Raw genomic sequence first — 23,621 nt, 5'->3', positions numbered from 1 at the left:
ACCCACCCTCAACCTCGAAACCCCAGCCAACCGGCTTAACCAGCTGCTACAAGCGGCCTAACCCCCCAGCGTTGCTCCCACCCCTTGACTCCGCCGGGCTCAAAACGCGCACAAATGCGACCCAGTTGGGTACCGGGGTGGGTGCTTACGAGAGGACGCGCTGCTTTGTTTCCGGGGCAAAGAACGCCATCCACAGCACGGAGAGCAGCACCAGCCCACCCGCCAGGGCGAAGGACGTAGCCAACCCGAATTCCGGCCAGAAGAACGAGGCAAACACCAGCGGCCCGAAGCCAGCGCCGATGCGGGAGAACGTTGACGCCCAGCCAAATCCGGACCCGCGGAGCTCGGTGGGGTAGAGCTCGGACACGTAGGCGTAGAGGACCGGGATGGCCACCTGGACCACAAAGCCGAACACGAGCAGCCAGATCACTGCGGCCGAGGGAATGTCCACCACGAACGCCACGATCACGAGCGTCACCGCAGACAACGGACCAGTGATGGCCAGGATCCATTTGCGGCCCACGCGCTCCACCAACAGGGCGGCGACAATAACCCCCAAAAGCCCGACGGCGGCCATGCCGGCTGTGGTGACAAAGGCCTTGTACTCCTCGAACCCGGCACCGATGAGAATGCGTGGCATCCACGTGAGGGACAGGTAGTAGACCAAGAGAACGGAGAAGAACAAGGCCCACGCTGCCGTGGTGATCTTCCAGTTGAACGTCCAGATCCGGCGGAGCTGACCCCACGCGCTGCCAGCCGAGAGCCGCGGAGCGTCCTGCGGTTCGGGCAGGCTGTAAGCGCGGGCAGGAGCTCCGGTTGCTTCAACCAATCCGTCAATGACAGCGGCCGCCTCCACGCGCCGGCCCTTGCGAATCAGGAACAACGGCGACTCCGGGACCGAACGGCGGACCCAGAACACCAGGAACGCGGGAATCACCATGACAAGCATCGTCAGGCGCCAATCCCCGTACAAAGCAACCAGCCCGGCCGAGACAAAGCCGCACAGGGCCGCGCCCACGGGCCACCAACCGTCCATGGCTGTGAGCACCTTGCCGCGTTGCTTGCGGGGCGTAAATTCACCCACCAAGGCGTAGTCCACGGGGATGCAGCCGCCCAGGCCGAACCCCGCCATGAACCGGAAGATGCAGAACCACACGATGTCCGGAGCCAGCGCACCCAGCACAGTGAAGATGCTGAAGATCAGGAGTGTCGCGGTGAAGGCCTTCTTGCGGCCGATCGTGTCCGCGATGGTGCCCCACGCGAAGGCACCCACGGCCATGCCGATCAGGTTGGCGGTGCCGATCCAGGCTGCGTCGGCTGGCTGCAGCGACCAATGCTTGGAGAGCAGCGGAATGAGGATGCCGTTGAGCGTCACATCCCACGCGTCGAACATGAAGCCGAGGCCACCGATCAGGAAGATCTTGCCTTGGACCTTCCACCGCCACGGCAGTTCCTGCACCACTTGTTCGCCGCTGGGCACGGTTGTGTATGTATTCATCAAGGCCTCCTACCTGCAACTCTAGGCGCTCGGCCAGACACTATTACTGCTGGCTTTCGATGGCCCTCCGCAGGAAGCCACCAGCCTTGTCCAGCGCACCCTTCGCTGCCGCCGGATCGAGCCCGGTCAGCACCACCAGGATGGCCGCTTTCACCGAACCACCAACCGAGTCCAGCGCCGCGGCCGCCTCGTGAGCCGAAACACCCGTTGCGTGTTGCACCGTTCGCTGCGACCGCGCCTGAAGCTTCTCGTTCGTGGCGCGCAGGTCCACCATCAGGTTCCCGTAGGTCTTGCCGAGCTTCACCATCACCAGCGTGCTGATCATGTTGAGGACAAGTTTCTGCGCGGTGCCCGAATTGAGCCGCGTGGAACCGGCGATGAACTCCGGACCAACCACCACCTCGATCGCCACGTTCGCCAGATGACTCACGGCCGAGCCCTTGTTGCACGCCAGCGACGCCGTGAACGCACCCTTCTTCCGGGCCTCCTCCAGCGCGCCGATCACGTACGGCGTCCTCCCGGACGCGGTGATACCCACGACGGCGTCCGCTTCGGTCACGTTGATATCGTGCAGGTCCCGCGCGCCCGCGGTCGCGTTGTCCTCGGCATACTCCACCGGTTTCTGGATGGCTTGGGTGCCGCCCGCGATCAGCCCGACGACGAGTCCCGGCGGAGTGCCGAACGTCGGCGGGCACTCGCTCGCGTCAAGCACACCCAGCCGCCCGGCCGTCCCGGCTCCCACATACAAAAGCCGACCGCCGCGCTGCAGTCGCTCCGCAACGGCGTCGACCGTTTGGACAATCGCCGCACTGGCCTTCGCGACGGCGGCATGCACGCCTGCGCTGTGGGAGAGCATGGCTTCCACGAGTTCGTCGGTACCCAGGATGTCCAGGTCCTTGAGGTTCTCGGCGGCGGCTTCGGTCTGCAGGCCGGCGAGTTCCGTGCGGAGATCGGCGAGTTTGTCAGCGTCAGTCGGGCCAGTTTGTTCCGTCACGGTGGATGTACCTTTCCTGGAGGAGCCCGCGGCGCGTCGCAGCGAGGGCGGCGCCGTCCAGGCCGTCGCCGAGCGGGGCCGCCATCTCAATCCCAGCCGAAGCGAGGGACTTCTGCAAGAGTCCCGAGAAGAACCCAGAAGCGGCCACTCCGCCCAGGACGGCCACCCGCGGTTTGCCGCTTGCGTCGCCGGACGCGGCCAGTTTGACGGTGCTGGTCAGGATCGCGCAGGCGTCGTCAACGATGTGACGTGCGACGGCGTCACCCGCCTCCGCGGCGTGCAGAACCAGCGGCGCGAACCGGGCCATCGCCCGGTAGGGGTTCTCTTGTTCGGCGAGCCAACCCGGGAGGTGCTCAGGCGACTCGACCAGAGCGCCCGCTGCAGCGGAGAGCGACGTGGCGGTGCCGCCGTCGTGCGCTTGCAGAACTGCTTGAAGACCCTGCTGGCCGATCCAGCGGCCGCTGCCGTGATCGCCAAGATAGGGACCCCAGCCGTCGGCACGGTGCAGGACGCCGGTTTCGTCGAAACGGAAGGCGACCGCACCCGTCCCCACAATCAGGCTGATGCCTGGTGCTCCCTGGAGTGCGCCGAGATGGGCGGCGGTCGCGTCGGATAGGACCGCCGCGGGGACGCTGAAGTGCTGGGCCAACATGGTCGCGAGCTCCCGCGACTTCTCCGCCGATGCCTCGACTCCGGCAACTGCTGCCCCGACGCCCGTCAACGTGCTCACAGGCAGGCCGGGCGGGAGCATCGCGATGGTCTCGACCAGAAGGTCGAAAGCCAAGGTGGGCCCGTTGTCGATGTGGACGCCCGGGAAGCCGTGCTGGTCCGCAGCGCCGAGCAACTCATCGCCGGCCCGCAATTCCACCCGGCAACGGCTCTTCCCAACATCGGCAACGAGAACGACGTCTGTGGCATCCATGGCTCAACCCTATGTTGGAGGACGCAAAACCAGCCATGCAGCGAAACACGATAAACTGCCCATATCCCCACCGACCCGCGATATCTACGCGAACTAAGACGGAGACTTTTGTGAGCTTGACGCAGCTTGACCGTGTTCCCATCCGCCGTGCACTGATCTCGGTTTACGACAAGACGGGACTGGAGGAGCTCGCGAAGGGCCTGCACGCAGCCGGCGTCGCCATTGTTTCCACCGGCTCCACCGCCAAGAAGATCGCCGCCGCAGGCATCCCGGTCAAGGAAGTCGAGGAAGTCACCGGCTCCCCGGAAATGCTCGACGGCCGCGTCAAGACCCTGCACCCGCGAGTGCACGGCGGCATCCTCGCCGACCGCCGCGTGGAAGCACACATGGAAACCCTGGCCGGCATGGAGATCGAAACGTTCGACCTCGTGGTGGTGAACCTGTACCCCTTCGTCGAGACCGTGAAGTCCGGCGCCGCGCAGGACGACGTTGTTGAGCAGATCGACATCGGAGGCCCCGCCATGGTGCGTTCGGCCGCGAAGAACCACGCCGCCGTCGCCATCGTTACGGACCCCAACTTCTACGGCGCCGTTGTGGACGCCGCAGCTCACGGCGGTTTCGACCTGAACACCCGCCGCCGCCTGGCCGCCAAGGCCTTCGCGCACACGGCCAGCTATGACAACGCTGTTGCCTCCTGGACTGCCAGCCAGTTCCTGGACGAAGACGGCGACGGCGTCATCGACTGGCCTGCCTACGCCGGCCTGGCCCTGGAGCGTTCCGAGGTTCTCCGCTACGGCGAAAACCCGCACCAGCAGGCTGCCCTCTACGTGGATAAGGCTGCTCCGGCAGGCATCGCCCAGGCTGACCAGCTGCACGGCAAGGCCATGAGCTACAACAACTTCGTCGACGCCGACGCTGCCCTCCGCGCCGCGTTCGACTTCGCCGAGCCCGCTGTCGCGATCATCAAGCACGCCAACCCGTGCGGCGTTGCCGTTGGTTCCGCTGATGCCGCCGACCCGATCGCCGACGCCCACGCCAAGGCCCACGCCTGCGATCCCGTCTCCGCGTTCGGTGGCGTCATCGCTGCCAACCGCACCGTCACCGCCGGCATGGCCCGCACGGTTGCCGACATCTTCACCGAGGTTGTCATCGCTCCGGACTTCGAGCCGGAAGCTGTGGAGATCCTCTCCAAGAAGAAGAACATCCGCCTGCTCGCCCTGCCGGAGGGTTACGGCCGCTACGCATCCGAGATGCGCCAGGTGTCCGGTGGCGTCCTGGTCCAGATGAGCGACAAGGTGGACGCCGACGGCGACAACCCCTCCAACTGGACCCTCGCAGCCGGCGAAGCCGCCGACGAGAAGACGCTGGCGGACCTCGCCTTCGCCTGGACCGCCTGCCGCGCAGCCAAGTCCAACGCCATCCTCCTCGCCGACAACGGTGCCGCAGTCGGCATCGGCATGGGCCAGGTCAACCGCCTCGACTCCTGCAAGCTGGCCGTCGAGCGCGCCAACACGCTGGGCGTCCAGGTGGAGTCCGACGTCGATGGCGCCGGCGGTGCCTCCAACGCCAGCGGTGCCAACGCGCCTGAGCGCGCACGCGGTGCCGTGGCAGCATCGGACGCGTTCTTCCCGTTCGCCGACGGCCTGCAGATCCTGATCGACGCCGGTGTCCGCGCCGTGGTCCAGCCCGGTGGCTCGGTCCGCGATGAGGAAGTCATTGCCGCTGCCAACGCCGCAGGCATCACGATGTACTTCACGGGCGCACGCCACTTCTTCCACTAAGAACGCCGCGCCCAGGCGCGTAGCACCCCAACGCAACGGCGGCCGTCCCTCGAAGGGGACGGCCGCCGTCGTATTTAACAGGGACTTGCTACAAAGAAGCCGTTACGAAGCCGCAGCGGTGGTGTAGGTGGACTGGATCACGGAACCCCAGTACGGGCCGTACATGGTGGTGGAGTTGCTGCCGTAACCGTAGGAGTTCACCGAGTTCTGGTAACCGCTGGAGCTGTTGCCGATGAACCACGGACCACCCGAGGAACCGCCGGTCATGTTGCAGGGGATGCCCTGGGTGTTGAACTGCGGGTTGTAGGGATCGTTGGTGGCCGTGCCGGAGCAGCTCTTGAGCGATTCGCCGTTGAACGGAGGAGCGGCCGGGTAGCCGAAGGACTTGTAGCTCAGGCCGCGGGCAGCGTTGAACTGGACGCCTGAGGAGCCAACAACATCAGCGAGCTTCTGGCCGTTGAGGGTGTTGACCACGGCGAATGCGGTGTCGTACTGCATGTTGCCGCTCGAGGCCCACTGGGTGGGGGAGTACAGCGCCTTTGCCGTCCACTTCCCGTAAGGTGCGGAGCCGTTGAGGTAGGCCGGAACGAACACGAAGTTGGTGGCGTACGCGCCCGGGCCTTCGTTGACGCAGTGCCCTGCGGTGGACACCGTGCTCTTGTTGGCTGCGGTGACGGAGTTACCGGAGCAGACGTAGTTGGAGCCGCCGAGCGTGAAGAAGATCTTGCCGATGTGCTTGACCGGCGATTCGCTCTGGTTGACCTTCAGGTTGATGGCCTTGGAGTCGGTGGAGGCCTGCTGGCCTTCGATGCTGGTGACGGCGCCCGGGGCTTCGGTGACCGGGGCTTTGCCGAGGTTGAGCAAACCGGTGCGCTGCAGTGCCTTGGCGGCGAGGACGTCGCCGTTCTTGGCGCTCTTCATGCGTTCCGGGGTCCAGTAGTCTGCGGCGCCGGCGTCCTGCGTCACATGGCTGCTGACCGCAGCACCGCTTGAGTCGATGTCCTTGACGGGGGCCGCGTTTGCACTGGTGGTGCCAACCAGCGCAAGGATCGCGGCAGCGGACAGACTCAACAGGCTTGTGGCCAGGGTCTTGGTTTTTGTCACGTTGTTCCTACCTAATCGAGGGAGTGAGGCGGCCAGTGATGGCGACCGCCGACTGACGGAATCGAAGCTACCTGCCGTATGACAAGTTTGTAAAGAGATGTTTCAGACTTTGTGATATTTTGCTGTCAGTTTCTTGATGGGCCCCGGGAGAGGAGTACGACGGCGGTGCGTCACCCCCGGCGGCCAGGCCGCCGTCGGGCTTTTGGGCGCCCGGGAAGCGTGTGCGAAGCGGCTGTGAAAGCGGTAACGCAAGGCGTGATCCCGGACACGAAGAGCCCTCAAATCGGCGTGCTCGGGTAAGTTAGAGATGTTGAAATCTGCAGACTTTCAGGGAGAACCCCGCCAATGGCCAAGATTATCTATACCCACACAGACGAAGCGCCCATGCTGGCAACCTACTCGTTCCTGCCGGTTGTGGAAGCGTACGCCTCGACCGCAGGTGTGGAGGTCGAAACCCGCGACATTTCGCTGGCCGGCCGCATCATCGCCGTGTTCGGCGATTTCCTGACTGAAGACCAGCGCACGGGCAACGCCCTGGCTGAACTCGGCGAACTGGCAAAGCAGCCGGAAGCCAACATCATCAAGCTGCCCAACATCAGCGCCTCCGTTCCGCAGCTCAAGGCCGCCATCGCCGAGCTCCAGGCCCAGGGCTACGCCCTCCCGGACTACCCGGACAACCCCTCCTCGGACACTGAGACGGACATCCGCTCGCGCTACGACAAGATCAAGGGCTCCGCTGTGAACCCGGTGCTGCGTGAAGGCAACTCGGACCGCCGCGCACCCCTGTCGGTGAAGAACTACGCCCGCCAGAACCCGCACTCCATGGGAGCCTGGTCCGCTGACTCCAAGACCAACGTTGCCACCATGGGCCAGAACGACTTCCGCTCCAACGAGAAGTCCGTGGTCATCGACGCCGATGACGCCCTGACCATCCAGCTGGTCCGCGAAGACGGCACGGTCAAGGTCCTCAAGAAGGACTTCCCCGTCCTGGCCGGCGAAGTGGTGGACGGCACCGTCCTGCGCGCCGCTGCCCTGGACGAGTTCCTCGCAGCACAGGTTGCCCGCGCCAAGGAAGAGGGCATCCTCTTCTCCGCACACCTGAAGGCCACCATGATGAAGGTCTCCGACCCCATCATCTTCGGCCACGTGGTCAAGGCATACTTCTCCGAACTGTTCGACACCTACGGCAAGCAGCTCGCCGCAGCCGGCATCAGCCCGAACAACGGCCTCGCCGCCATCCTCAACGGCCTGGAAGACCTGCCGGAAGACGTCCGCGAAGGCGTCAAGGCAGCCATCACCAAGGGCCTCGAAGACGGTCCCGCGCTGGCCATGGTTGACTCGGACAAGGGCATCACCAGCCTGCACGTTCCCTCGGACATCATCGTGGACGCCTCCATGCCCGCCATGATCCGTACCTCCGGCCACATGTGGGGCCCGGACGGCAAGGAAGCCGACACCCTGGCAGTCCTCCCGGACAGCTCCTACGCCGGTGTGTACCAGGTTGTCATCGATGATTGCCGTGCCAACGGTGCGTTCGATCCCACCACCATGGGCACCGTCCCGAACGTTGGCCTCATGGCACAGGCAGCTGAAGAATACGGCAGCCACGACAAGACGTTCGAGATCGAAGCTGCCGGTACGGTCCAGCTCGTGAACCGCGCAGGCACCGTCCTGATCGAACACCAGGTTTCCCCCGGTGACATCTGGCGCGCATGCCAGACCAAGGATGTTCCCATCCGCGACTGGGTCAAGCTGGCCGTCACCCGTGCCCGTGCTTCCCAGACGCCGGCTGTGTTCTGGCTGGACAAGGGCCGCGCCCACGACGCCAACCTGATCGCCAAGGTCAACGAATACCTGAAGGACCACGACACCGAGGGCCTGCAGATCGAGATCCTCTCCCCGGTTGAGGCCACGGCCTTCACCCTGGAGCGCATCCGCAAGGGCCAGGACACCATCTCCGTTACCGGCAACGTGCTCCGCGACTACCTGACGGACCTGTTCCCGATCCTCGAGCTCGGCACCAGCGCCAAGATGCTCTCGATCGTTCCGCTCATCAACGGTGGCGGCCTGTTCGAGACCGGCGCCGGTGGATCTGCCCCGAAGCACGTCCAGCAGTTGGTCAAGGAAAACCACCTGCGTTGGGACAGCCTGGGTGAGTTCCTCGCCCTGGCCGTCAGCTTCGAGCACCTTGCCACCACCACCGGCAACGCCCGCGCCCAGGTCCTCGCCGACACGCTGGACCGCGCCACGGGTACGTTCCTCCTGGAGAACAAGTCCCCGCGCCGCAGCGTTGGCGAGCTGGACAACCGCGGAAGCCACTTCTACCTGGCCATGTACTGGGCCCAGGAATTGGCCAAGCAGACGTCCGACGCTGAGCTGGCTTCCGCCTTTGCTTCGATTGCCGACGCGCTGACCTCCAACGAAGAGGCAATCGTTGGTGAGCTTGCCGCAGTGCAGGGTCCCGCCGTCGAGCTGGGCGGTTACTACCGTCCGGACGCCGCCAAGGCCGCTGAGATCATGCGCCCGTCGGCCACGTTCAACAAGGTCCTCGCGACGCTGAAGTAAAGTCCCAACTGACTCGCAGTTGTTGTTTTGAGTGCTCAGAACAACAACAACTGCGAGTCAGTTGCGTTTAACGGTCCGCCGCGAACCGCGCAGGTGCCGTGCCGCCGTCGACGATGTCTTTCAGCACCCGGCCAATAGCCGGAGTGAACTTGAAACCGTGCCCCGAGAAACCGGCACCCACCACCAGCGGCCCGAAGCTGTCCAGGACGAAGTCCTCATTGGGCGTGGTGGTGTAGGTGCAGCTGATGGGAACCGCGGTGGAAGGGTCGACGCCGGGAAGCCACTCCTCGGCGTACCGCACCAGGGCGTCGAGCTGCTGGGGGATGGGCTGGAAGGTGCGCTCGTCCGGGTCCATGACGGGTCCGACGCCGTGCCAGCCCGCCTTAACGCCTTCGCCCGGGGTGAGCATGCCGTAGACGGGGCTGAACCAGTACTCGTAGAGCTCGTTGTTGGGGTCGGGGTCCGGGTTGTGGTTGAAGCTGGGCCACACCAGCGTGTTGTCTGTCGGGGTGAAGTGGGCCGGTTGCTCCTGCGTGACCACCAATGCCGGGAGCTTGGCGAGCCCGTCCAGGACCTTCGTGGTCCAGGCACCTGCAGTGACCACCACGCGCTTGGCCGTGTATTCAGTCTCTTCGGTCACCACCACCACCGACTCGGCACCGTCGACGCGGATGTCCCGGACCGGCGTCGAGTATTTGAAGATAGCGCCGCGGGACTCCGCGGAGGTCCGGAGCGCAACCAGCGCATCTGCGGCCCGGATCCGACCGGATCCCGGGACGAAGAGAACGTCGGTGGCGAAATTCATGCCCTGCCAGCGGTCGGCGGCCTCGGAAGCTGAGATGAAGTAACTCTCCACACCGCGTTCCTCATGGGCGGCGCGGATCCCCTCCAACTTGGGGGTGTTGCCGTGGTTGGCCAGGCCCACGAGGTCCAGCAGGGGAGCGCCGTGTTCCGCGGCGAGCTCGTCCCACAGGATTTTGGATTCATCCAGCAGGTCCAGGTAGTCGGCCTCGGCGTAGGCGGTGTTGAAGTTGCGGGTCGCACCGTGGGAAGCGCCGATGTGGTGTCCGGCCTCGAACCGTTCCAGGAGCACCACGGATTTTCCGCTGCGGGACAACTGCCACGCGGCCGCCGATCCCATCGCTCCGCCGCCAACAACCACCACGTCAACCTGCATACCCGCTCCATCCACAAAGTCCGCGGCTCCAACCAGAGCCACCTCCCATTCTGCCCCCTCCCACCCAACTGGGTCGCAGTTGTGCGCGTTTTGAGCCGTCAAAACGCGCACTAATGCGACCCAGTTGGGCGGGCAGGTGGGTGGGGCGGGCGGGCAGGCAGGTGGGGTCAGGCAGCGAGGCGGCGGCGGACCCACGCGGAGAACTGGTCCACCACGATGATCAGCACCAGCACGATCAGGATGTGCGTGAGCATCGAATCGAACTGGAAGGACTTGATGGACTGGTTGATCAGCAGCCCGATGCCACCCGCACCCACCAGGCCAAGGACCAGCGAAGACCGCACGTTCACGTCGAAGCGGTAGAGCAGCAGGCCAATGAACTGCGGGACCACCATGGGCAGCGTCGCATTGGCCACCTGCTGGACGCGGTTAGCTCCGGCCGTGCGCAGGGCTTCCTGCGGCCCGGCGTCGATCTCCTCCATCGACTCCGCCCACAGCTTGCCCATGACGCCCGTGTTGTGGCAGATCAACGCGAGCACGCCGGCGAATGGCCCAAGTCCAACGGCCGTCACGAAGATCAGCGCGAACACAATGTCCGGCACGGCGCGGAAGAACGAAAGGATGGAGCGCGCGGCCTGGTACACCAGCCGGTGCGGACTCGTGTTCTCCGCGGCCAGGGCAGCGAGCATCAGGGCGAACGGCACAGACAGGGTGGTTCCCAGCAAACCGATCCACAGGGTCACGAGCGTGGCTTCCAGACCCGGCCGAATCGTGCGATCCCAGCTGAGGTCCGGCGGGAACGCGTCGGCAACGAACGCGGCCATTCCCTTCCAGCCGTCCACCAGGAGTTGGGGTTTGAAGTCCGTCCCTTCAAGGGCCACGGCGTGAAGTCCGACGACGGCGACAGCCACTGCCGCCGTCGTGATCCACCGCAGCGGCTTCTTCGGGCGGACCAGAGCCACGCGGCTTTTGCTCGAAGCGGCCCGCCGCTTGACGGCGGGGTTCAGTGTCTGCGGAGTCATGCGGCGACAGTCCTGTCTGCGGTGTTCCGGTCCGGGGCGTAGAGCGTATCGAGGTGTTGGGCCGTCACCTCGGAAGAGGGAAGATTGAACGTCATGGAACCTTGCAGCAGCCCAATGGAGCGGTCCGCGTAGCGCAGTGCCAGGTCTGGCTGGTGGAGGACCGCCGCTACAGCGAGGCCCTCCGAGTGCGCGAGTTCGCGAAGCAACGCCATGACCTGCTCGGCGGCATGCGGATCCAGTGCGGAGACGGGCTCGTCAGCAAGCACGACGTCGGCACGCTGGCACAGTGCCCGGGCTACGGCCACGCGCTGCTGCTGTCCGCCGGAAAGACGGCCGACGCGATCGAACGCGCGGTCAGCGAGTCCTACGCGGTCCAGGCAGTCGAGGGCTTCCTGCTGGACCTCGGCCGGGAACAGCGCGGGGGTCAGCGAGCGGATGGTCGGGATACGGGAGAGCGCTCCCGCGCAGACGTTATCCAGCGCCGTGCGGCGGGGGACCAAGTGGATCTTCTGGAAGATCATGGCCATCCGCTGGCGAGCCTGCTGGAGCTCGCGTCCTTGCAAGCCATTCACCGCCGAACCGGCAATGCTGATGGTTCCTGAGTCCGGCTCGGTGATACCCATGACGCAGCGCAGCGTGGTGGACTTGCCGGAACCGTTGGCGCCCAGGAAAGCGACGAGTTCTCCAGGAGAGACAAAGAAGTCCACTCCGTCCAGCACCGTGCGGCCGTTGAAGGACTTGCGCAAGCCTTGAACGGATAGGAGCGGTGCCACTAGAGATCCTTTTCGGTGAGGTTCATGGTCTTGGCGAGGTCGAACAGCGGGGTGTAGTTGTCCTTGGTGACCTCAAGCAGCGGGCCCGGAGGGGTGACGTCCAGGAACTCGCCCACCTTGGCAACATCCTCCGGCGAGAGTGAAAGGAAGGCTTCCTTGACGGCCTTCTTGAACGCCGGATCTGCGTCTCCGCGGACGGTGATGGGATCGTTCGGGATTGGCTCAGAGGTCCACACCTGGCGGAAGTCGTCCTTTTTGAACGTTCCCGCTGCGATGGCGGTGGCCAGGGTCTGGGAGTTGATCTCGGCCGCGTCCACCTTGCCGTTGGTCAGGGCCAGGAGTGCCTCCGGATGTCCTCCCGTGTAGTCCATTTTCAGGTCCGCGTCCGCGATGCCTGCTTCGCGCAGACCATAGCGGGGGAGTACGTCACCTGACGTGGAACCCACGCTGCCCAGTGCCAGGGACTTGCCCTTGAGATCACCGATTGCCTGGATGGGGCTGTCCTTCGGAACCCAGATTCCCGCGGTGTACGTGCTGAGTTCCTTCTCCGCGGTGCCGAAGGATGCAACGGGCTCGGCGCCCGCCTTGGAATCGGCGAAGACGTAGCCGAGCGGTCCGAACTGGCCGAGGTCCAGCTTGCCGTTGCGCATGGCCAAGACCTCGGCGGCGTAGTCCTCAACCACCTGCACGGAGACATGACACTCGAGCTTCTTGGACAAGGCGTTGGCCAGGACGTCGTAGGCGGGCTTGAGCTTGGCAGGGTCCTCATAGGGCTCGATGCCGAACTTGATCTCGCCGTTGGGACACGTGGCGGACGTTGACTGGGATGAAGCTGACTGGGCCGATCCGCCGCACGCGGTCAGTGCGAGGGCGGCGGCAAGGGCCAGGGCGGAGCCGGTGAAGAGCGTGGTTTTCATGGGAATCCTTGGATGCGAAGGGAAGGGATTTAGGTCAAGCGGGAAACGTTGCGGTGGGCGAGCCCGAAGGACAGGGTCATGCCCACGCCCGAGGTCACCGATACAACCGTGACGCCGGGTTGGATGTCCCTGACCAACAGGGGAGCAACCTCCGAGGAGGCATAGACGCCCTGCCAGCGCTGGATGATCTCCAGCGACTGGCCGATCCTGGCCTCGATGTCGGTGTTGAGCGCATTGGTCACCGATTCGTCCAGGAAAGGATCTGCGGTGAGGTGGTAGTGGTGCGAGTCGCCCAGGATCACGGTGCCGTCCGGGCGTTGGGTGAACATGACGTTGGCCCCGATGTCCAGCAGTTCGGGCTGGGCCGCCTGCACCTCGTCGCGGAGCGCTGCTGCGGCCGGCATGTCCGTGAACGCGGGGTAGCGGAGCATGGAGGTTGCCGTCAGGACGGCCGGGCTGAGTTCGAGCCCGGCCGGCTTGGCGGCCAGGGACATCTGCAGGGCACACCGCTGGATCCGGTGCTCGGCGGCAAGGTCCGGGAACAGATAGTCGACGTCGTGGCCCACACAGACGAACACCTGCTTGGCCCTGAACCCACCGCGTGAGGTGTGAACCGTGGTTACCTCGGCTTCCTGGCTGAAGCCAAGCGCGGAAGCGTTCCAGTGAAGTTCGACGCCGGGTTGCCGGCTCAGCCAGTCGGCCAACCGTGCAACGGTGGTGCGGGGGTCGACGCGAAGGTCGTCCCGAAGGAAGGCGCCACCGACGAGACCCGGCCACCCGCCGTCGTGCGGGCTTGCGGTATCGGTGGTGGGCGCGCCGCCGTCGTGTGCTCCTTCCGCAGACGCATGCCCGGCACCCAAGCGAGCCCGGGTCTCCTCCGGCGAGAGCAGGACCACCTGGCCGGGTTCCCGAACGGAGGAGAGCTCGCGGAGCACCGCCAGTTCGGTCTCGGTCCGGGCCAGCACCACAGCGCCGGACTCGACAGCCCAGTAACCGGCACGCTCAGCGAACTCGAGCCAGTACTTCCGTGAGGTCTGCGCGAGTTCGTACAGTTCGCCGGATTGCGCGGTGATGCAGCAATGCCCAAAGTTCCGGACGGACGCTCCTGCCGCGTGGTGGTCCCGTTCAATGATGGTCACGGTGAGGCCGTTGGCAACGGCGTGTGCCGCGTGGGCCAGCCCGATGATTCCGGCGCCGATAACAAGGACATCTGCGGGCTGGGCGGTGTGTGAGGAAGAGTAGCTTGGGTTGTTCACACCAACGACTCTGGCCGCCCGCCGAAGGGTAAATCAAGCCAGAATGCCACTTGTATATACAAGTTAATCTGAATTTAATATCTGTTCACCCAAGTTCACCCCAAATTCATCCCAAGAACCGCAAAATCGGCGATCCCGCCAGAGTCAACTTGTATGATCAACTCGTGACTGCACAACAGAACGCACCCCTCCACGTCCGCCTCAGCGAAGAATTCATGCGTCGGATCACGGAGGGGGATTGGCCCCCGGGCTTCCAGCTGCCCAGCGAGGCGGAGCTGTGCCGCGAGTTCGGAACATCCCGCGGACCGATCCGCCAAGCGCTCGCCTTCCTGCGTGCCGAAGGTGCTGTGACGGGTGGGCGCGGGCGGCCGCCGATGGTCCGCTCGTTGGTGCCGTCCCAGTCGTTCTCCACGTTCAACTCGTTCACGGAATGGGCGTCCGGTATCGGGAAGACGCCGGGCCAGCGGACACTCGAAGTTGCCCGCCGCGAGGCCAGTCCTGAAGCCGCCGAGGCCCTGAACCTGGTGCCGGGAACCACCGTGGTGGAGGTCCTGCGTGTCCGCTATCTCGATCAGGTACCGGCCATGATTGAACGGACCACGTTCATCCTGGAAGTGGGCAGGAAGCTGTTCGACTTCGACACCGACTCGGGCTCCATTTTCGCGTTCCTCAAGGAACAGGGCGTGGACCTGCACAGTGCGCGGCACACGATCGACGCCGTGGCTGCCAATGACGAGGACGCCGAACTGCTGGAACAGTCCGAAGGCATTCCGTTGTTGCGCGAACGCCGCATCACCCGTTCCGCCGACGGCCAGCCCCTGGAGTACTCCGAGGACCGCTACCTCCCGGCGCTCACCAACTTCACCATCGACAACACCGTGGAACGCAGGGCTGCCTTGGTCCGCATCCACACCGACTCTCAAGCCACCTGAAGGAGCTACCCATGATCGAGCTCGTTGCCTGCGATATGGCCGGCACCACCATCGACGAACACGGCGACGTCTACGTTGCCCTGGCCCGCTGCGTCGAGGAAATCGGCGTCGAAACCACGCCCGAAGCCGTCCAGGAGTGGATGGGTGCAGACAAAGTGGAAGCCATCACCGCGCTGATCCAGGCGGGCGGGGGCGCTGCTTCTCCCGGGATCGTGGCGGCTGCTTTCACGCGCTTCAAGGAACTCCTGGTGGAGTTCTACGCCGCCAACCCGCCGGTCGCCTTGGACGGAGTGGAAGAGGCGTTCCGCACGCTTCGCGGCCAGGGCGTCAAAGTAGCGCTGACCACGGGCTTCTCCCGCGATGTTGCGGAGCACCTGCTGGCCAGCCTCGGCTGGAGCGTTGCTGCTCCAGGCGTCGAGGCGGGCGACCCCGGCAAGGTGCTGGACGCCGTCGTATGTTCAGACGAAGTACCCGCCGGCCGGCCGGCGCCGCACATGATCCACCGCGCCATGGAGCGGACCGGCGTGCAGGACGTCCGGGCCGTGATCGCGGCGGGCGACACCGTGAACGACCTCGCCGCCGCCAACAATGCCGGCGTCGTGGCGGTGGGTGTCCTCACGGGCAAGCTGGATCGCGAAGCCCTCGCCGCGCACCCGCACCACCACATCCTGGACGGCGTGAAGGACATCCCGGCGCTGCTGTCCTTTCCCAACTAGGTCGCAATAGTGCGCGTTTTCAGCGGTCAAAACGCGCACAACTGCGACCTACTTGGGTTGGTCGGGGTTTGGTGAGCGGCCGTGGGCATGGAAGATTGGGATGCGTGAAATTCCTTCACCCGTCTCCCAAGTCCTCCTCCCGCGGCGTCACCATCCTTCGCGTGGTGTTCGGTGTGCTGCTCATGGTGCATGGCTTCCAAAAGTTCATGGCCGGGCATGCAGCTTTTGCTGCTTCTGTCGCAGCCATGGGCGTCCAGAAGCCGGACGTCATCGCCTGGCTGGTCATCGCCGGCGAACTTGGACTGGGGGCCTTGTTGGTCCTTGGCGCCCTCACCCGCGTGGCTGGTTTCCTGGCGGCGATCCTTTTCGCGTCCATCTGGTTCGTGACGGAGGCAGGGAAGCCGTTGCTCACGGATGCATCCGGAGTGACGGCTGAGCTCCTGATCGTGTACTTCGCGATCTCGGTGTCGTTCATCTTCCTGGGACCTGGAGCCTTGTCTCTGGACCGCAAGCTGGCGCGGCAACCGCTCAAGCGTTAGCGCGCCTGGGTTAAATCACGACGTCGGCACTCGCCTTCCGGTGCCAGGGCCCGTCAGCGGGCGTCGTTCGGGTATCGAATACCCAACTGGGAACGCACGCCGTCGAACAGGCGCATCACGTTGATGGAGTCCTCCAGGGGCATGGTGGGGCTCTCGGTCAGTCCTTGCTGGATGCAGCGCGTCACTTCGCGGAGTTCATACGTGTAGCCGATGCCCACGACGTCAAACTGTTCGTGTCTCGGCTCATCCCAGCCCACCCGGATGACGAGCTCGCGGGGGTTGTTCACCGAGCCCACTGTCTGGATGTAGCCCAGGCCTCCGGCGACCGTTGCCGTCCGGGGTCCGTGGGCCAGCAAGGACGACGTGAGCTGGACCTGGGCGCCGGTGTCGTAGCCGAGGGTCAGCGCGTTCTGGGTGTCTACGCCGTCCTCGTTGAGTGAGCCGATGGCTGTCACCGACTGTGGGAAGCCCAGTGTTCCCAGTGCCCAGAGCAGCGGGTACACCGTGATGTCCAGGAGTGCTCCGCCGCCATCGTTCAACGCCCAAATCCGGGCCGAGGGATCGTAGGGTGCCGGGAATCCCAGGTCCGCGCTGACCCATTGGATCTGTCCGATCTCACCGGAAGCCGCGATCTCGAAAGCACTCTGCATGCTGGGCAGGAAACGGCTCCAGACCGCCTCCATGAAGAACACGTTGTTCTCCCGGGCCAAGCGAACCAACTCAGTTGCCTCGCGGGCGTTGATGGTGAGGGCCTTTTCGCACAGGACGTGCTTGCCTGCACGCAGCGCGGCCGAGGCGATCATGAAGTGCTGGGCATGGGGAGTGGCAACGTAGACGACGTCGACGTCGGGATCCTCGACCAAGCGCTGGTAGCCGGGCACGCCGCTGTCGTCCCCGTAACCCTTGGCGAACCCCAGGTTCTGCGCAAAAGCGTCCGCAGCCGCCTGCGTGCGTGAGCTCACCGCGTACAACTCCGCGTCCTCGAGCAAGGACAGGTCCTGCGACACACTGTTGGCGATGTTCCCCGTGGACACCACACCCCACCGCAAACGCCGGCCCGTTGAAGCCCGAGGATCCTGGTTGGTCTGGGAGAAGAGCCACGGCTTCGCGATAGGAAGAGTCATGCCAGCCATCCTCTCAGAAGCTATTGCGCCCGTGCATGATTGCATCTTTCTTACGGTCAAGAACCCTCGCGACCCGACTGCAGCCGCCCATGATCGCTGCGGCGTCGACGTGTATATAGCCAGCGATACGTGAGATATCTCCGCAAATTGTTTCCAGCGGCATTTTGAAGATCGGCTCATGGTGGGCGATGCGATTGCGCATCTCCCGGATTTGGGTGAGGTCGGCAAAAAGCACCTTGCGTTTGAGCGCAACGCCTTCCGGAAACGCGTTCATTAGCCTCGGTTGCCAGAACGCCGTTTCGTAGCTGAGCAACGGATGCCGGGGGATCCCTTTGTCGAGGAAACGGGTCCAGAAGCCGAACGGCAGGGCTGCAACTATTTGGCCTGGACTTGGCGTCACAATCTTGCGCTGGAGTTTCGCGATGGTCTCGTCCAGAATTGCCCGGTGGTTGTCCATGAGATGGGTGCTCGGGAGGTCCCACCACGTGTCCGGGCGACCCTTCGATAACGCGTTGTGCATGGCATTTCTGAGAGCAACTTCCAAGATGCTCAGGGGACCCCAAAAGGCAGACGACACTTCAATGTTCCAGGCGTACAACCGGGCGGCCAGATGGTGGTTGCCGCGATAGTGTCCCAGGTATGTCTGGAACCGTGGGACACTGATCAGCTGTTCAAGCGTTCCAATTGCGCCTACGTCCACGGCCCCTCTTAGTTGCTTAAAAGAAAATTGCCCCAGGAGTCCGGCACTTCTGCCGAATGGTCACTGGGGCGTGTACGTGCTCAGTCTTGCACGGGCCCCGCGACAGATCAAACCAGCGACACGGTAAGCAGCCTGTTCATCCTTTCGAATGACCGGGGTGTCAGTGGCTTCGCCTAGGCTGGAGCAATCATCCCTCGCAGAGGTTCTGTGGGGAGTTACCGAAATGGAGCAGGGATGGGTGTTTTTCGGCGCGTCATTTTGCCGGTTGCCTGGTTGTTGGTTTTCGCGATTATTGCCGTGGCCTTGGTCAAAATCGCCTTCATAGATGGACTCAAGTCCACAACTTCGCAGCCGGCCCCGCTGGCAGAAGTGGATATTCCGATGGTCCCGGCCACGCGGGCCACCGTCACCAACACGGTCCAGATCAAGGGCACAGTCCAGAGTGATGCTGCCGAATCCGTGCGCAGCACAGCCGCCGGCAAGGTCATCAAGGTTTTCGTCGAGCAGGGCGCCACCGTGGCCAAGGGCGACGCGCTCTTCCAGGTCAAGGCGGAGCGAGCAGTGACAAATCCGCAGGTCTCCAAAGACGGAACACCCCCGAAGCCTGTCTATGACTATCTCAACGTCCTGGCCCCGAGCGGCGGAACTCTGCAGCAGCTGACAACCCTGATCGACCAGCAGGTCAGTGTCGGCGAAACCGTCGGCAAGGTCGATCCCGGCACGTACACCGTCGCGGGGCCCGTGAACGCTTCCCAGCAGTACCGTCTCCTGGGCAAGCCCGGCCCTGCGGAGATCGCCCTGGTGGGTGGCCCGGCGCCGTTCCAGTGTGCCGAGGTGACGCTCACGAACAACGCGTCGAACGACGGCGGCACAGGCTCCGGCGGTTTGTCCGGCTCGGGCGGGGGTGCCGGCATGGGCGTCGGTGCAGCCATCGCTGGTCCAGGTGCCAGCGGCCAGTCGCAGGAGGACAGCACGCCCACGGGCACCCTGAGTTGCGCTGTTCCCTCCGATCAGGAAGTCTTCGCCGGCCTCGGTGCCACCATGACCGTCAGTGCAGGCGTGGCGACCGACGTCGTCACCGTGCCCTTGACGTCGGTGAAGGGCAGTGTGAAGGACGGCATCGTCTGGACATCCAGTGCCGCCGGAGGAGCTCCTGAACAGCGGAAGGTAGAGCTCGGCCTGAACGACGGATCCGTGGTTGAGGTTGTGTCCGGGTTGACTGAAGGCGAGCAGGTCCTTGAGTTCGTTCCAGGTGCCCCTGCAGCCGGGGATCCCATGATGATGGGCCCCGGCCAGGTTGCCTACGCACCGGCGGGTTAGTCATGGAGTCCACAACTGAAAAAGAAGTACTGGTCAGGCTTCGCTCCGTCACCCGCTCGGTGACCTTGCCGGATGCGCAGCAGTTGCACATCCTGCGAGGCATCGACCTTGAGGTGCTCAGCGGTGACCATACAGCGATTGTCGGCAGGTCCGGCTGTGGCAAATCAACACTGCTCAACCTCCTTGGCCTCCTGGATGTGCCCACCTCCGGGGAGCTCGAGTTCCTGGGGCAGCCCGCGGAACGCCTGGGCAGCAACGCCCGGGCGAGGCTGCGCGGATCCACTGTGGGATTCGTGTTCCAGCAGTTCAACCTGCTGCCCGGCAGGAGCGCTTTGGATAACGTGATCACGCCGCTGCTGTATGCCAAGGGCAAGGACTTCTGGCGTCGCCGCGAACTCGCCATGGACATGTTGGACCGGGTTGGCCTCGCCGCAAGGGCCAACACCATGCCCAACATGCTTTCCGGAGGTGAGCAACAGCGCGTGGCCATCGCCCGTGCGCTGGTTCGCGGGCCACGCCTGATCCTCGCCGACGAGCCCACCGGAGCGTTGGACGTTGAGACGGGCCAGTCAGTCATGGCCTTGCTGGACACCGTTGCCACGGAATCCGCAGCTGCACTCGTCACCATCACCCACGATGTCAACGTGGCCGCCCTGGCCCGTGCTTGCTACCGCCTGGACACCGGCGTCCTCAGCACCCTGGCTCTGGCAGAAACTGGAGTACCCGCATGACCGGCTTTGTCTCCACGGTGGTGGAAGCGTGGCAGGAACTTCGCATCAACAAAGTGCGCATCCTGTTGGCCCTCCTTGGTGTTGCGCTTTCCGTAGCAGCCCTGACGTCGGTAGTGGGCCTGGGTAACCTCGCCAGGGAGGGTATCAAAGCCCGGTCCGAGCGTGATCAAGGCAGGGTAGCCACCGTCTCGCTGAGTGTGAACGGTCCGTCGACGCCAAGCGCTGAGCAGCTCGACAAAGCCTACGAAGGCATCAAACAACGTTTCGGCATCACCACCTCCACACACGTGGGACGGACCCAGGCCGGCTTCCAATTTCCCCGTGGCGTCACCAGCGTGGAAATGACCATGGTGGATATCGGATACGGCATCATTCACCGCGTACCCCTCCTGCAAGGAAGCTGGTTCTCCGCCGATGACGGACAAAGGCTCGCACCCGCCGTCGTGGTCTCCGAAGCCTTCTATGACCGGGCCGGAAGGCCCAACCTGACAACCCAGCCAACGGTTTCCATCCCGGGCGACCAACCGGCGACTGCGGTGATCATCGGAGTGGTTCCGAACGTCCACGAGATGGCCCCGCCTTCGGCTTTCATCCTCACGGACGGGGCCAAACTGATCGGCATGCGGCCGCAGATGTCCGAGTTCAAGATGTGGGTGGGTGAGGCCCAGGCAGGACCCCTGACGGCTGCCATCAGCGCGGACCTGCAGTCGCAGTTTCCGGGGATGTACGCCCAGGCGCAGCGCGTTGACTACGCTGCCTGGGGCGATCCGCTGGGGCCCACCCAGTGGATCGTCGGTGGTATCGCAGGACTCGTCCTGCTGCTTGGGGCTGTGGGGATGCTGAACATATCCATGGTCACCGTGCGCTACCGCGTCCGGGAGATCGGAATCCGGCGCAGCTTCGGTGCCACCTCGGGACGCATCTTCTTCGGGGTCATGATGGAGTCCGTGGTGGCCACCGCAGTTGCCGGCTTGGCCGGAGTGATGCTGGCAATCGCGGTGGTGAAGAACCCTTGGATCGAATCGAAGGTGGCGCCGGGCCTGTCCGAGCACCCGGCGTTCCCCATCGAGGCGGCCCTTCTCGGTTTCGGGGCGGCCGTCCTTGTCGGCGCACTCGCGGGAGCGATTCCCGCGCTCGTCGCTGTGCGCGTGAAGGTTATTGACGCGATCCGGTTTTGAGCTCCTCCGTCAGGCGCCCCTGCTGAAGCCGGAAGCGCCGGTCCGTCTTCTGGGCCAGCGACCGGTCGTGGGTCACCACCAGGATGGTGGTGTTGTGGTCACGGCTCAATGAGCTCAGCAACTGGATGATGTGCTCACCAGTCTGCTCGTCGAGGTTACCGGTGGGTTCATCGGCCAGGATCAGCTTGGGCTCGTTGGCCAAAGCCCTTGCGATGGCCACACGCTGCTGCTCACCGCCGGAGAGCCGGTTGGTGCGGCGGGAGTGTTTCTCCGGATCCAATTGGACCTGCTCCAGGAGTTCCTTGGCGCGCTGCAACCGGGCCGACTTCCGCACACCCGCGAACTCCATGGGCAGCATCACATTGTCCACCGCGCTGAGGTTGGGAATCAGGTTGAACTGCTGGAATACGAAGCCGATGTCCTGGCGGCGGTACTCGGTGAGCTTGCCGTCCGGGAGTCCGGCGAGGCTCACGCCATCCACCACCACGTCGCCGGACGTGGGCTTGTCCAGCGCGCCCAAGAGGGACAACAGGGTGCTCTTGCCACTGCCGCTCTTGCCCACGATCGAGGCGAGCGAGCCCTTCTCCAGCTCGAAGCTGACGCCGTTGACCGGCTTGATGGTCCGGTCTCCGGACTTGAACTGACGGACCAGGTCCTTGACTACGATCACGGCTATTCTCCTCGGAGTACTTCGATGGGACGGATACGGGCGGTCAGCAGCGCGGGAACCAACGCTCCGATGACGGCGACGGCGAACACTGCGGCGATGCCGGCAGCGAGGACGCCGGGGGAGACGCTCGCCGTGACGGAGGTCAGCAACTGGTTGGCTCCGCCAAACGGACCGCCTTGGCCGCCTCCGCCGAAGCCGCCACCACCGGGAACGCCGCCGTTGGCTGCTGCTCCGGCCAAGCCGCCGCCGCGCTGGTTGGTGGTTGCCGCCGTCGTACCTGAATTGGAACTGATCAGCGCGGAGGCGATGCCGCCGCTCGCGAACGACGCGATCGCCGCACCCACCACGCTGCCCAACGCCACCAGGACCAGGGACTCAAGCACGAACTGGAGGCCGATGGTCCGGTTTCGGGCACCGATGGCCTTGAGGACACCGATTTCGCGGCGGCGCTCGCGGACCAGCATCACCATGATGAGCAGGATGATCAGTCCGGCGGTTGCGAGGGCGGCGATGAACGCGACCAAGGAGATGTTCTTGACGCTGTCCAGTGAGCTGACGGCAGTCTGGAGGTTGCGCTGGCCCTGCGTGACGTCGGCCTTGTCCGCGCCGAGTGCGCTCTGGAGTGCGGTCTTGGTGCTGTCCACGTTCTCCATGCTGTTGACCGTGACGATCATGGTGGAGAGTTCATCGGGCGTTTCGGCCAGCGTCTGGGCCTCCGGGAGCGTCACGTAGACGGCGTTGTTGCCGAACGTGGTTCCGGCGTCGAACAAGCCTGCCACGGTGAAGGTTTTGTCCTGGATGGTGAAGGTGGAGCCAACCGTCAGGTTGTTCTTTTCGGCCAGGGTGGTTCCGACGATTGCCTTGGCTTCGGCCGCGGTGTAGTCGCCCAGGCCGCTGCCGCTGGTAATGTCCAGTGCCTTGCCGGTGCTGTCGACTTCGGCCCCGATGCCGGTGGCTGTGATGGGAAGGGCGCGGGCCGGTTGCGTGGTAGTGCTGCCGGTTGTTCCGCTCGCGTTGTTGCGGTTTCCAAGCGTTCCGGCATCGACGGCGGCGGTCAGGTTGGTGGTGACGGTGGTGCCTTGCTGGCCGCCGGGGCCGCCGAAGCCGCCTTGTTGCGTCGTCGCAGTGGTGCCGGTGGTTGCCGTCTGGAGTCGCAGCGCCTTGGTCCCGACGACGGACGTGACGTTCGCGACGCCCGCTGCGGTTTGCGCCTGGGCTGAGGTGAGCGGTTCGCCGCCGCCCTCGAAGCCCTGCCCGCCGGCCGGGTTCACCGTGAGGGTGGTGCCCACGGAAGCGTTGAGCTCCTGGACCTTGGCGCCCACGGCCTGGTTGGCCACGAGCATGGCCAAGGCCAAACCGATGGCGACGGCCAGGACGGCAACCACGGCCGCCGTTCTGATTTTGTTGCGGAAGGCATTGCCTACGCTTCGGGCAAGGACGCTCACGTTTCTCCTTTGGAGCTGCTCGGGCCGGGGGAGGCCCCGGCCCGCTGGACGCCGGCCGCAGATCCAACCTTCTTCAAGGCGGCTGTGCAGGAAGCCAGCCGAAGCTATGCGTGGGCTGTGAAGAATCCCGGCGCAGCAAAAGCCACCGCGCAGCAAAAAGCCACCGCGCAGCAAAAAGCCACCGCGCAGCAAAAAGCCCCGGCGCAGCAAAAAGCCCCGGCCCGCCTTGTGGGCGGACCGGGGCTCCGGTGATGCGG

Annotated in this window: 22 protein-coding genes; 9 read left to right on the top strand and 13 right to left on the bottom strand. The window is 64.7% G+C overall.

The window, feature by feature from the left end; all coding sequences use genetic code 11:
- Positions 1 to 145: 145 nt before the first annotated feature.
- The 3 genes from ACIPY3_RS22140 to ACIPY3_RS22130 are packed head-to-tail and all read right to left on the bottom strand — an operon-like array spanning position 146 to position 3,414.
- Positions 146 to 1,498 carry an MFS transporter gene (locus ACIPY3_RS22140; protein WP_400337497.1) on the bottom strand — a complete coding sequence of 451 codons (1,353 nt, stop codon included), beginning with the start codon at positions 1,496 to 1,498 and terminating at the stop codon, positions 146 to 148.
- Positions 1,499 to 1,541: 43 nt separating this feature from the next.
- Entirely contained in the window at positions 1,542 to 2,492 is a 951-nt protein-coding gene (gene murQ, locus ACIPY3_RS22135) for an N-acetylmuramic acid 6-phosphate etherase (RefSeq protein ID WP_400337495.1), read from the bottom strand.
- The gene (locus tag ACIPY3_RS22130) at positions 2,467 to 3,414 is read right to left on the bottom strand and encodes an N-acetylglucosamine kinase (RefSeq protein WP_400337493.1); all 948 of its coding nucleotides are present in this window, start codon (positions 3,412 to 3,414) and stop codon (positions 2,467 to 2,469) included. Before ACIPY3_RS22130 ends, murQ begins: the two co-directional genes overlap by 26 nt.
- A 110-nt stretch (positions 3,415 to 3,524) precedes the next feature.
- Between ACIPY3_RS22130 and purH the strand changes: the two genes are divergently transcribed.
- On the top strand, positions 3,525 to 5,195 hold the full coding sequence (gene purH / locus ACIPY3_RS22125) for a bifunctional phosphoribosylaminoimidazolecarboxamide formyltransferase/IMP cyclohydrolase (RefSeq protein ID WP_400337491.1): 1,671 nt from the start codon (positions 3,525 to 3,527) through the stop codon (positions 5,193 to 5,195).
- Between the two features lie 102 nt (positions 5,196 to 5,297).
- On the opposite strand, the gene ACIPY3_RS22120 is transcribed toward purH, so the two are convergent.
- Positions 5,298 to 6,299 carry a trypsin-like serine peptidase gene (locus tag ACIPY3_RS22120; RefSeq protein ID WP_400337489.1) on the bottom strand — a complete coding sequence of 334 codons (1,002 nt, stop codon included), beginning with the start codon at positions 6,297 to 6,299 and terminating at the stop codon, positions 5,298 to 5,300.
- Positions 6,300 to 6,644: 345 nt separating this feature from the next.
- Between ACIPY3_RS22120 and ACIPY3_RS22115 the strand changes: the two genes are divergently transcribed.
- Positions 6,645 to 8,864, top strand: a complete 2,220-nt coding sequence (locus ACIPY3_RS22115) for an NADP-dependent isocitrate dehydrogenase (RefSeq protein WP_400337487.1) — start codon at positions 6,645 to 6,647, stop codon at positions 8,862 to 8,864.
- A 67-nt stretch (positions 8,865 to 8,931) separates the two neighbouring features.
- Here ACIPY3_RS22115 and ACIPY3_RS22110 read toward each other — a convergent pair whose 3' ends face one another.
- The 5 genes from ACIPY3_RS22110 to ACIPY3_RS22090 all read right to left on the bottom strand — a co-directional run bounded on the left by ACIPY3_RS22110 (position 8,932) and on the right by ACIPY3_RS22090 (position 14,009).
- The gene (locus ACIPY3_RS22110) at positions 8,932 to 10,041 is read right to left on the bottom strand and encodes an FAD-dependent oxidoreductase (RefSeq protein WP_400337485.1); all 1,110 of its coding nucleotides are present in this window, start codon (positions 10,039 to 10,041) and stop codon (positions 8,932 to 8,934) included.
- A gap of 167 nt (positions 10,042 to 10,208) precedes the next feature.
- The gene (gene phnE / locus ACIPY3_RS22105; RefSeq protein WP_400337483.1) at positions 10,209 to 11,063 is read right to left on the bottom strand and encodes a phosphonate ABC transporter, permease protein PhnE; all 855 of its coding nucleotides are present in this window, start codon (positions 11,061 to 11,063) and stop codon (positions 10,209 to 10,211) included.
- Positions 11,060 to 11,836: a phosphonate ABC transporter ATP-binding protein gene (locus tag ACIPY3_RS22100; protein ID WP_400337481.1), complete on the bottom strand. Its 777-nt coding sequence runs from the start codon at positions 11,834 to 11,836 to the stop codon at positions 11,060 to 11,062. The genes phnE and ACIPY3_RS22100 overlap by 4 nt, the downstream gene beginning before the upstream one ends.
- Entirely contained in the window at positions 11,836 to 12,753 is a 918-nt protein-coding gene (locus ACIPY3_RS22095; RefSeq protein ID WP_400337479.1) for a phosphate/phosphite/phosphonate ABC transporter substrate-binding protein, read from the bottom strand. Before ACIPY3_RS22095 ends, ACIPY3_RS22100 begins: the two co-directional genes overlap by 1 nt.
- Positions 12,754 to 12,782: 29 nt before the next feature.
- Positions 12,783 to 14,009, bottom strand: a complete 1,227-nt coding sequence (locus ACIPY3_RS22090; RefSeq protein WP_400337477.1) for a TIGR03364 family FAD-dependent oxidoreductase — start codon at positions 14,007 to 14,009, stop codon at positions 12,783 to 12,785.
- Between the two features lie 164 nt (positions 14,010 to 14,173).
- Here ACIPY3_RS22090 and ACIPY3_RS22085 point away from each other — a divergent pair, with 164 nt between their 5' ends.
- The 3 genes from ACIPY3_RS22085 to ACIPY3_RS22075 all read left to right on the top strand — a co-directional run bounded on the left by ACIPY3_RS22085 (position 14,174) and on the right by ACIPY3_RS22075 (position 16,196).
- Positions 14,174 to 14,941, top strand: coding sequence for a GntR family transcriptional regulator (locus ACIPY3_RS22085; protein WP_400337475.1), 768 nt, complete (start codon positions 14,174 to 14,176; stop codon positions 14,939 to 14,941).
- A gap of 11 nt (positions 14,942 to 14,952) precedes the next feature.
- The gene (locus ACIPY3_RS22080) at positions 14,953 to 15,657 is read left to right on the top strand and encodes a phosphonatase-like hydrolase (protein WP_400337473.1); all 705 of its coding nucleotides are present in this window, start codon (positions 14,953 to 14,955) and stop codon (positions 15,655 to 15,657) included.
- A 104-nt stretch (positions 15,658 to 15,761) separates the two neighbouring features.
- Positions 15,762 to 16,196 carry a DoxX family protein gene (locus tag ACIPY3_RS22075; RefSeq protein WP_400337472.1) on the top strand — a complete coding sequence of 145 codons (435 nt, stop codon included), beginning with the start codon at positions 15,762 to 15,764 and terminating at the stop codon, positions 16,194 to 16,196.
- Positions 16,197 to 16,249: 53 nt separating this feature from the next.
- Here the strand turns inward: ACIPY3_RS22075 and ACIPY3_RS22070 are convergent, their stop codons facing one another.
- Both ACIPY3_RS22070 and ACIPY3_RS22065 read right to left on the bottom strand, forming a co-directional pair.
- The gene (locus tag ACIPY3_RS22070; protein ID WP_400337470.1) at positions 16,250 to 17,320 is read right to left on the bottom strand and encodes a Gfo/Idh/MocA family protein; all 1,071 of its coding nucleotides are present in this window, start codon (positions 17,318 to 17,320) and stop codon (positions 16,250 to 16,252) included.
- A gap of 13 nt (positions 17,321 to 17,333) precedes the next feature.
- A complete protein-coding gene (locus ACIPY3_RS22065; protein WP_400337468.1) occupies positions 17,334 to 18,020 on the bottom strand; it encodes a hypothetical protein in 687 nt (228 codons plus the stop codon).
- A gap of 234 nt (positions 18,021 to 18,254) precedes the next feature.
- Between ACIPY3_RS22065 and ACIPY3_RS22060 the strand changes: the two genes are divergently transcribed.
- Genes ACIPY3_RS22060 through ACIPY3_RS22050 form a run of 3 tightly spaced genes read left to right on the top strand, consistent with a single transcriptional unit; the run spans position 18,255 to position 21,249 of the window.
- Positions 18,255 to 19,340, top strand: a complete 1,086-nt coding sequence (locus ACIPY3_RS22060; RefSeq protein WP_400337467.1) for a biotin/lipoyl-binding protein — start codon at positions 18,255 to 18,257, stop codon at positions 19,338 to 19,340.
- Between the two features lie 2 nt (positions 19,341 to 19,342).
- The gene (locus tag ACIPY3_RS22055; protein ID WP_400337465.1) at positions 19,343 to 20,071 is read left to right on the top strand and encodes an ABC transporter ATP-binding protein; all 729 of its coding nucleotides are present in this window, start codon (positions 19,343 to 19,345) and stop codon (positions 20,069 to 20,071) included.
- Entirely contained in the window at positions 20,068 to 21,249 is a 1,182-nt protein-coding gene (locus tag ACIPY3_RS22050) for an ABC transporter permease (RefSeq protein WP_400337463.1), read from the top strand. The genes ACIPY3_RS22055 and ACIPY3_RS22050 overlap by 4 nt, the downstream gene beginning before the upstream one ends.
- Here the strand turns inward: ACIPY3_RS22050 and ACIPY3_RS22045 are convergent.
- Positions 21,227 to 21,919, bottom strand: a complete 693-nt coding sequence (locus tag ACIPY3_RS22045) for an ABC transporter ATP-binding protein (protein ID WP_397325371.1) — start codon at positions 21,917 to 21,919, stop codon at positions 21,227 to 21,229. The two genes, ACIPY3_RS22050 and ACIPY3_RS22045, sit on opposite strands and share 23 nt — an antisense overlap.
- 2 nt (positions 21,920 to 21,921) lie before the next feature.
- The gene (locus ACIPY3_RS22040; RefSeq protein ID WP_400337461.1) at positions 21,922 to 23,364 is read right to left on the bottom strand and encodes an ABC transporter permease; all 1,443 of its coding nucleotides are present in this window, start codon (positions 23,362 to 23,364) and stop codon (positions 21,922 to 21,924) included.
- Positions 23,365 to 23,373: 9 nt separating this feature from the next.
- Between ACIPY3_RS22040 and ACIPY3_RS22035 the strand changes: the two genes are divergently transcribed.
- A complete protein-coding gene (locus ACIPY3_RS22035) occupies positions 23,374 to 23,616 on the top strand; it encodes a hypothetical protein (protein ID WP_400337459.1) in 243 nt (80 codons plus the stop codon).
- The last annotated feature ends 5 nt before the right edge of the window (positions 23,617 to 23,621 follow it).

The organism is Paenarthrobacter sp. NPDC089714, assembly GCF_044748905.1.
Taxonomy (GTDB): Bacteria; Actinomycetota; Actinomycetes; order Actinomycetales; family Micrococcaceae; genus Arthrobacter.
Note: the sequence above shows the minus strand (reverse complement) of the source record. Positions and strands in the feature narration are given on the sequence as shown.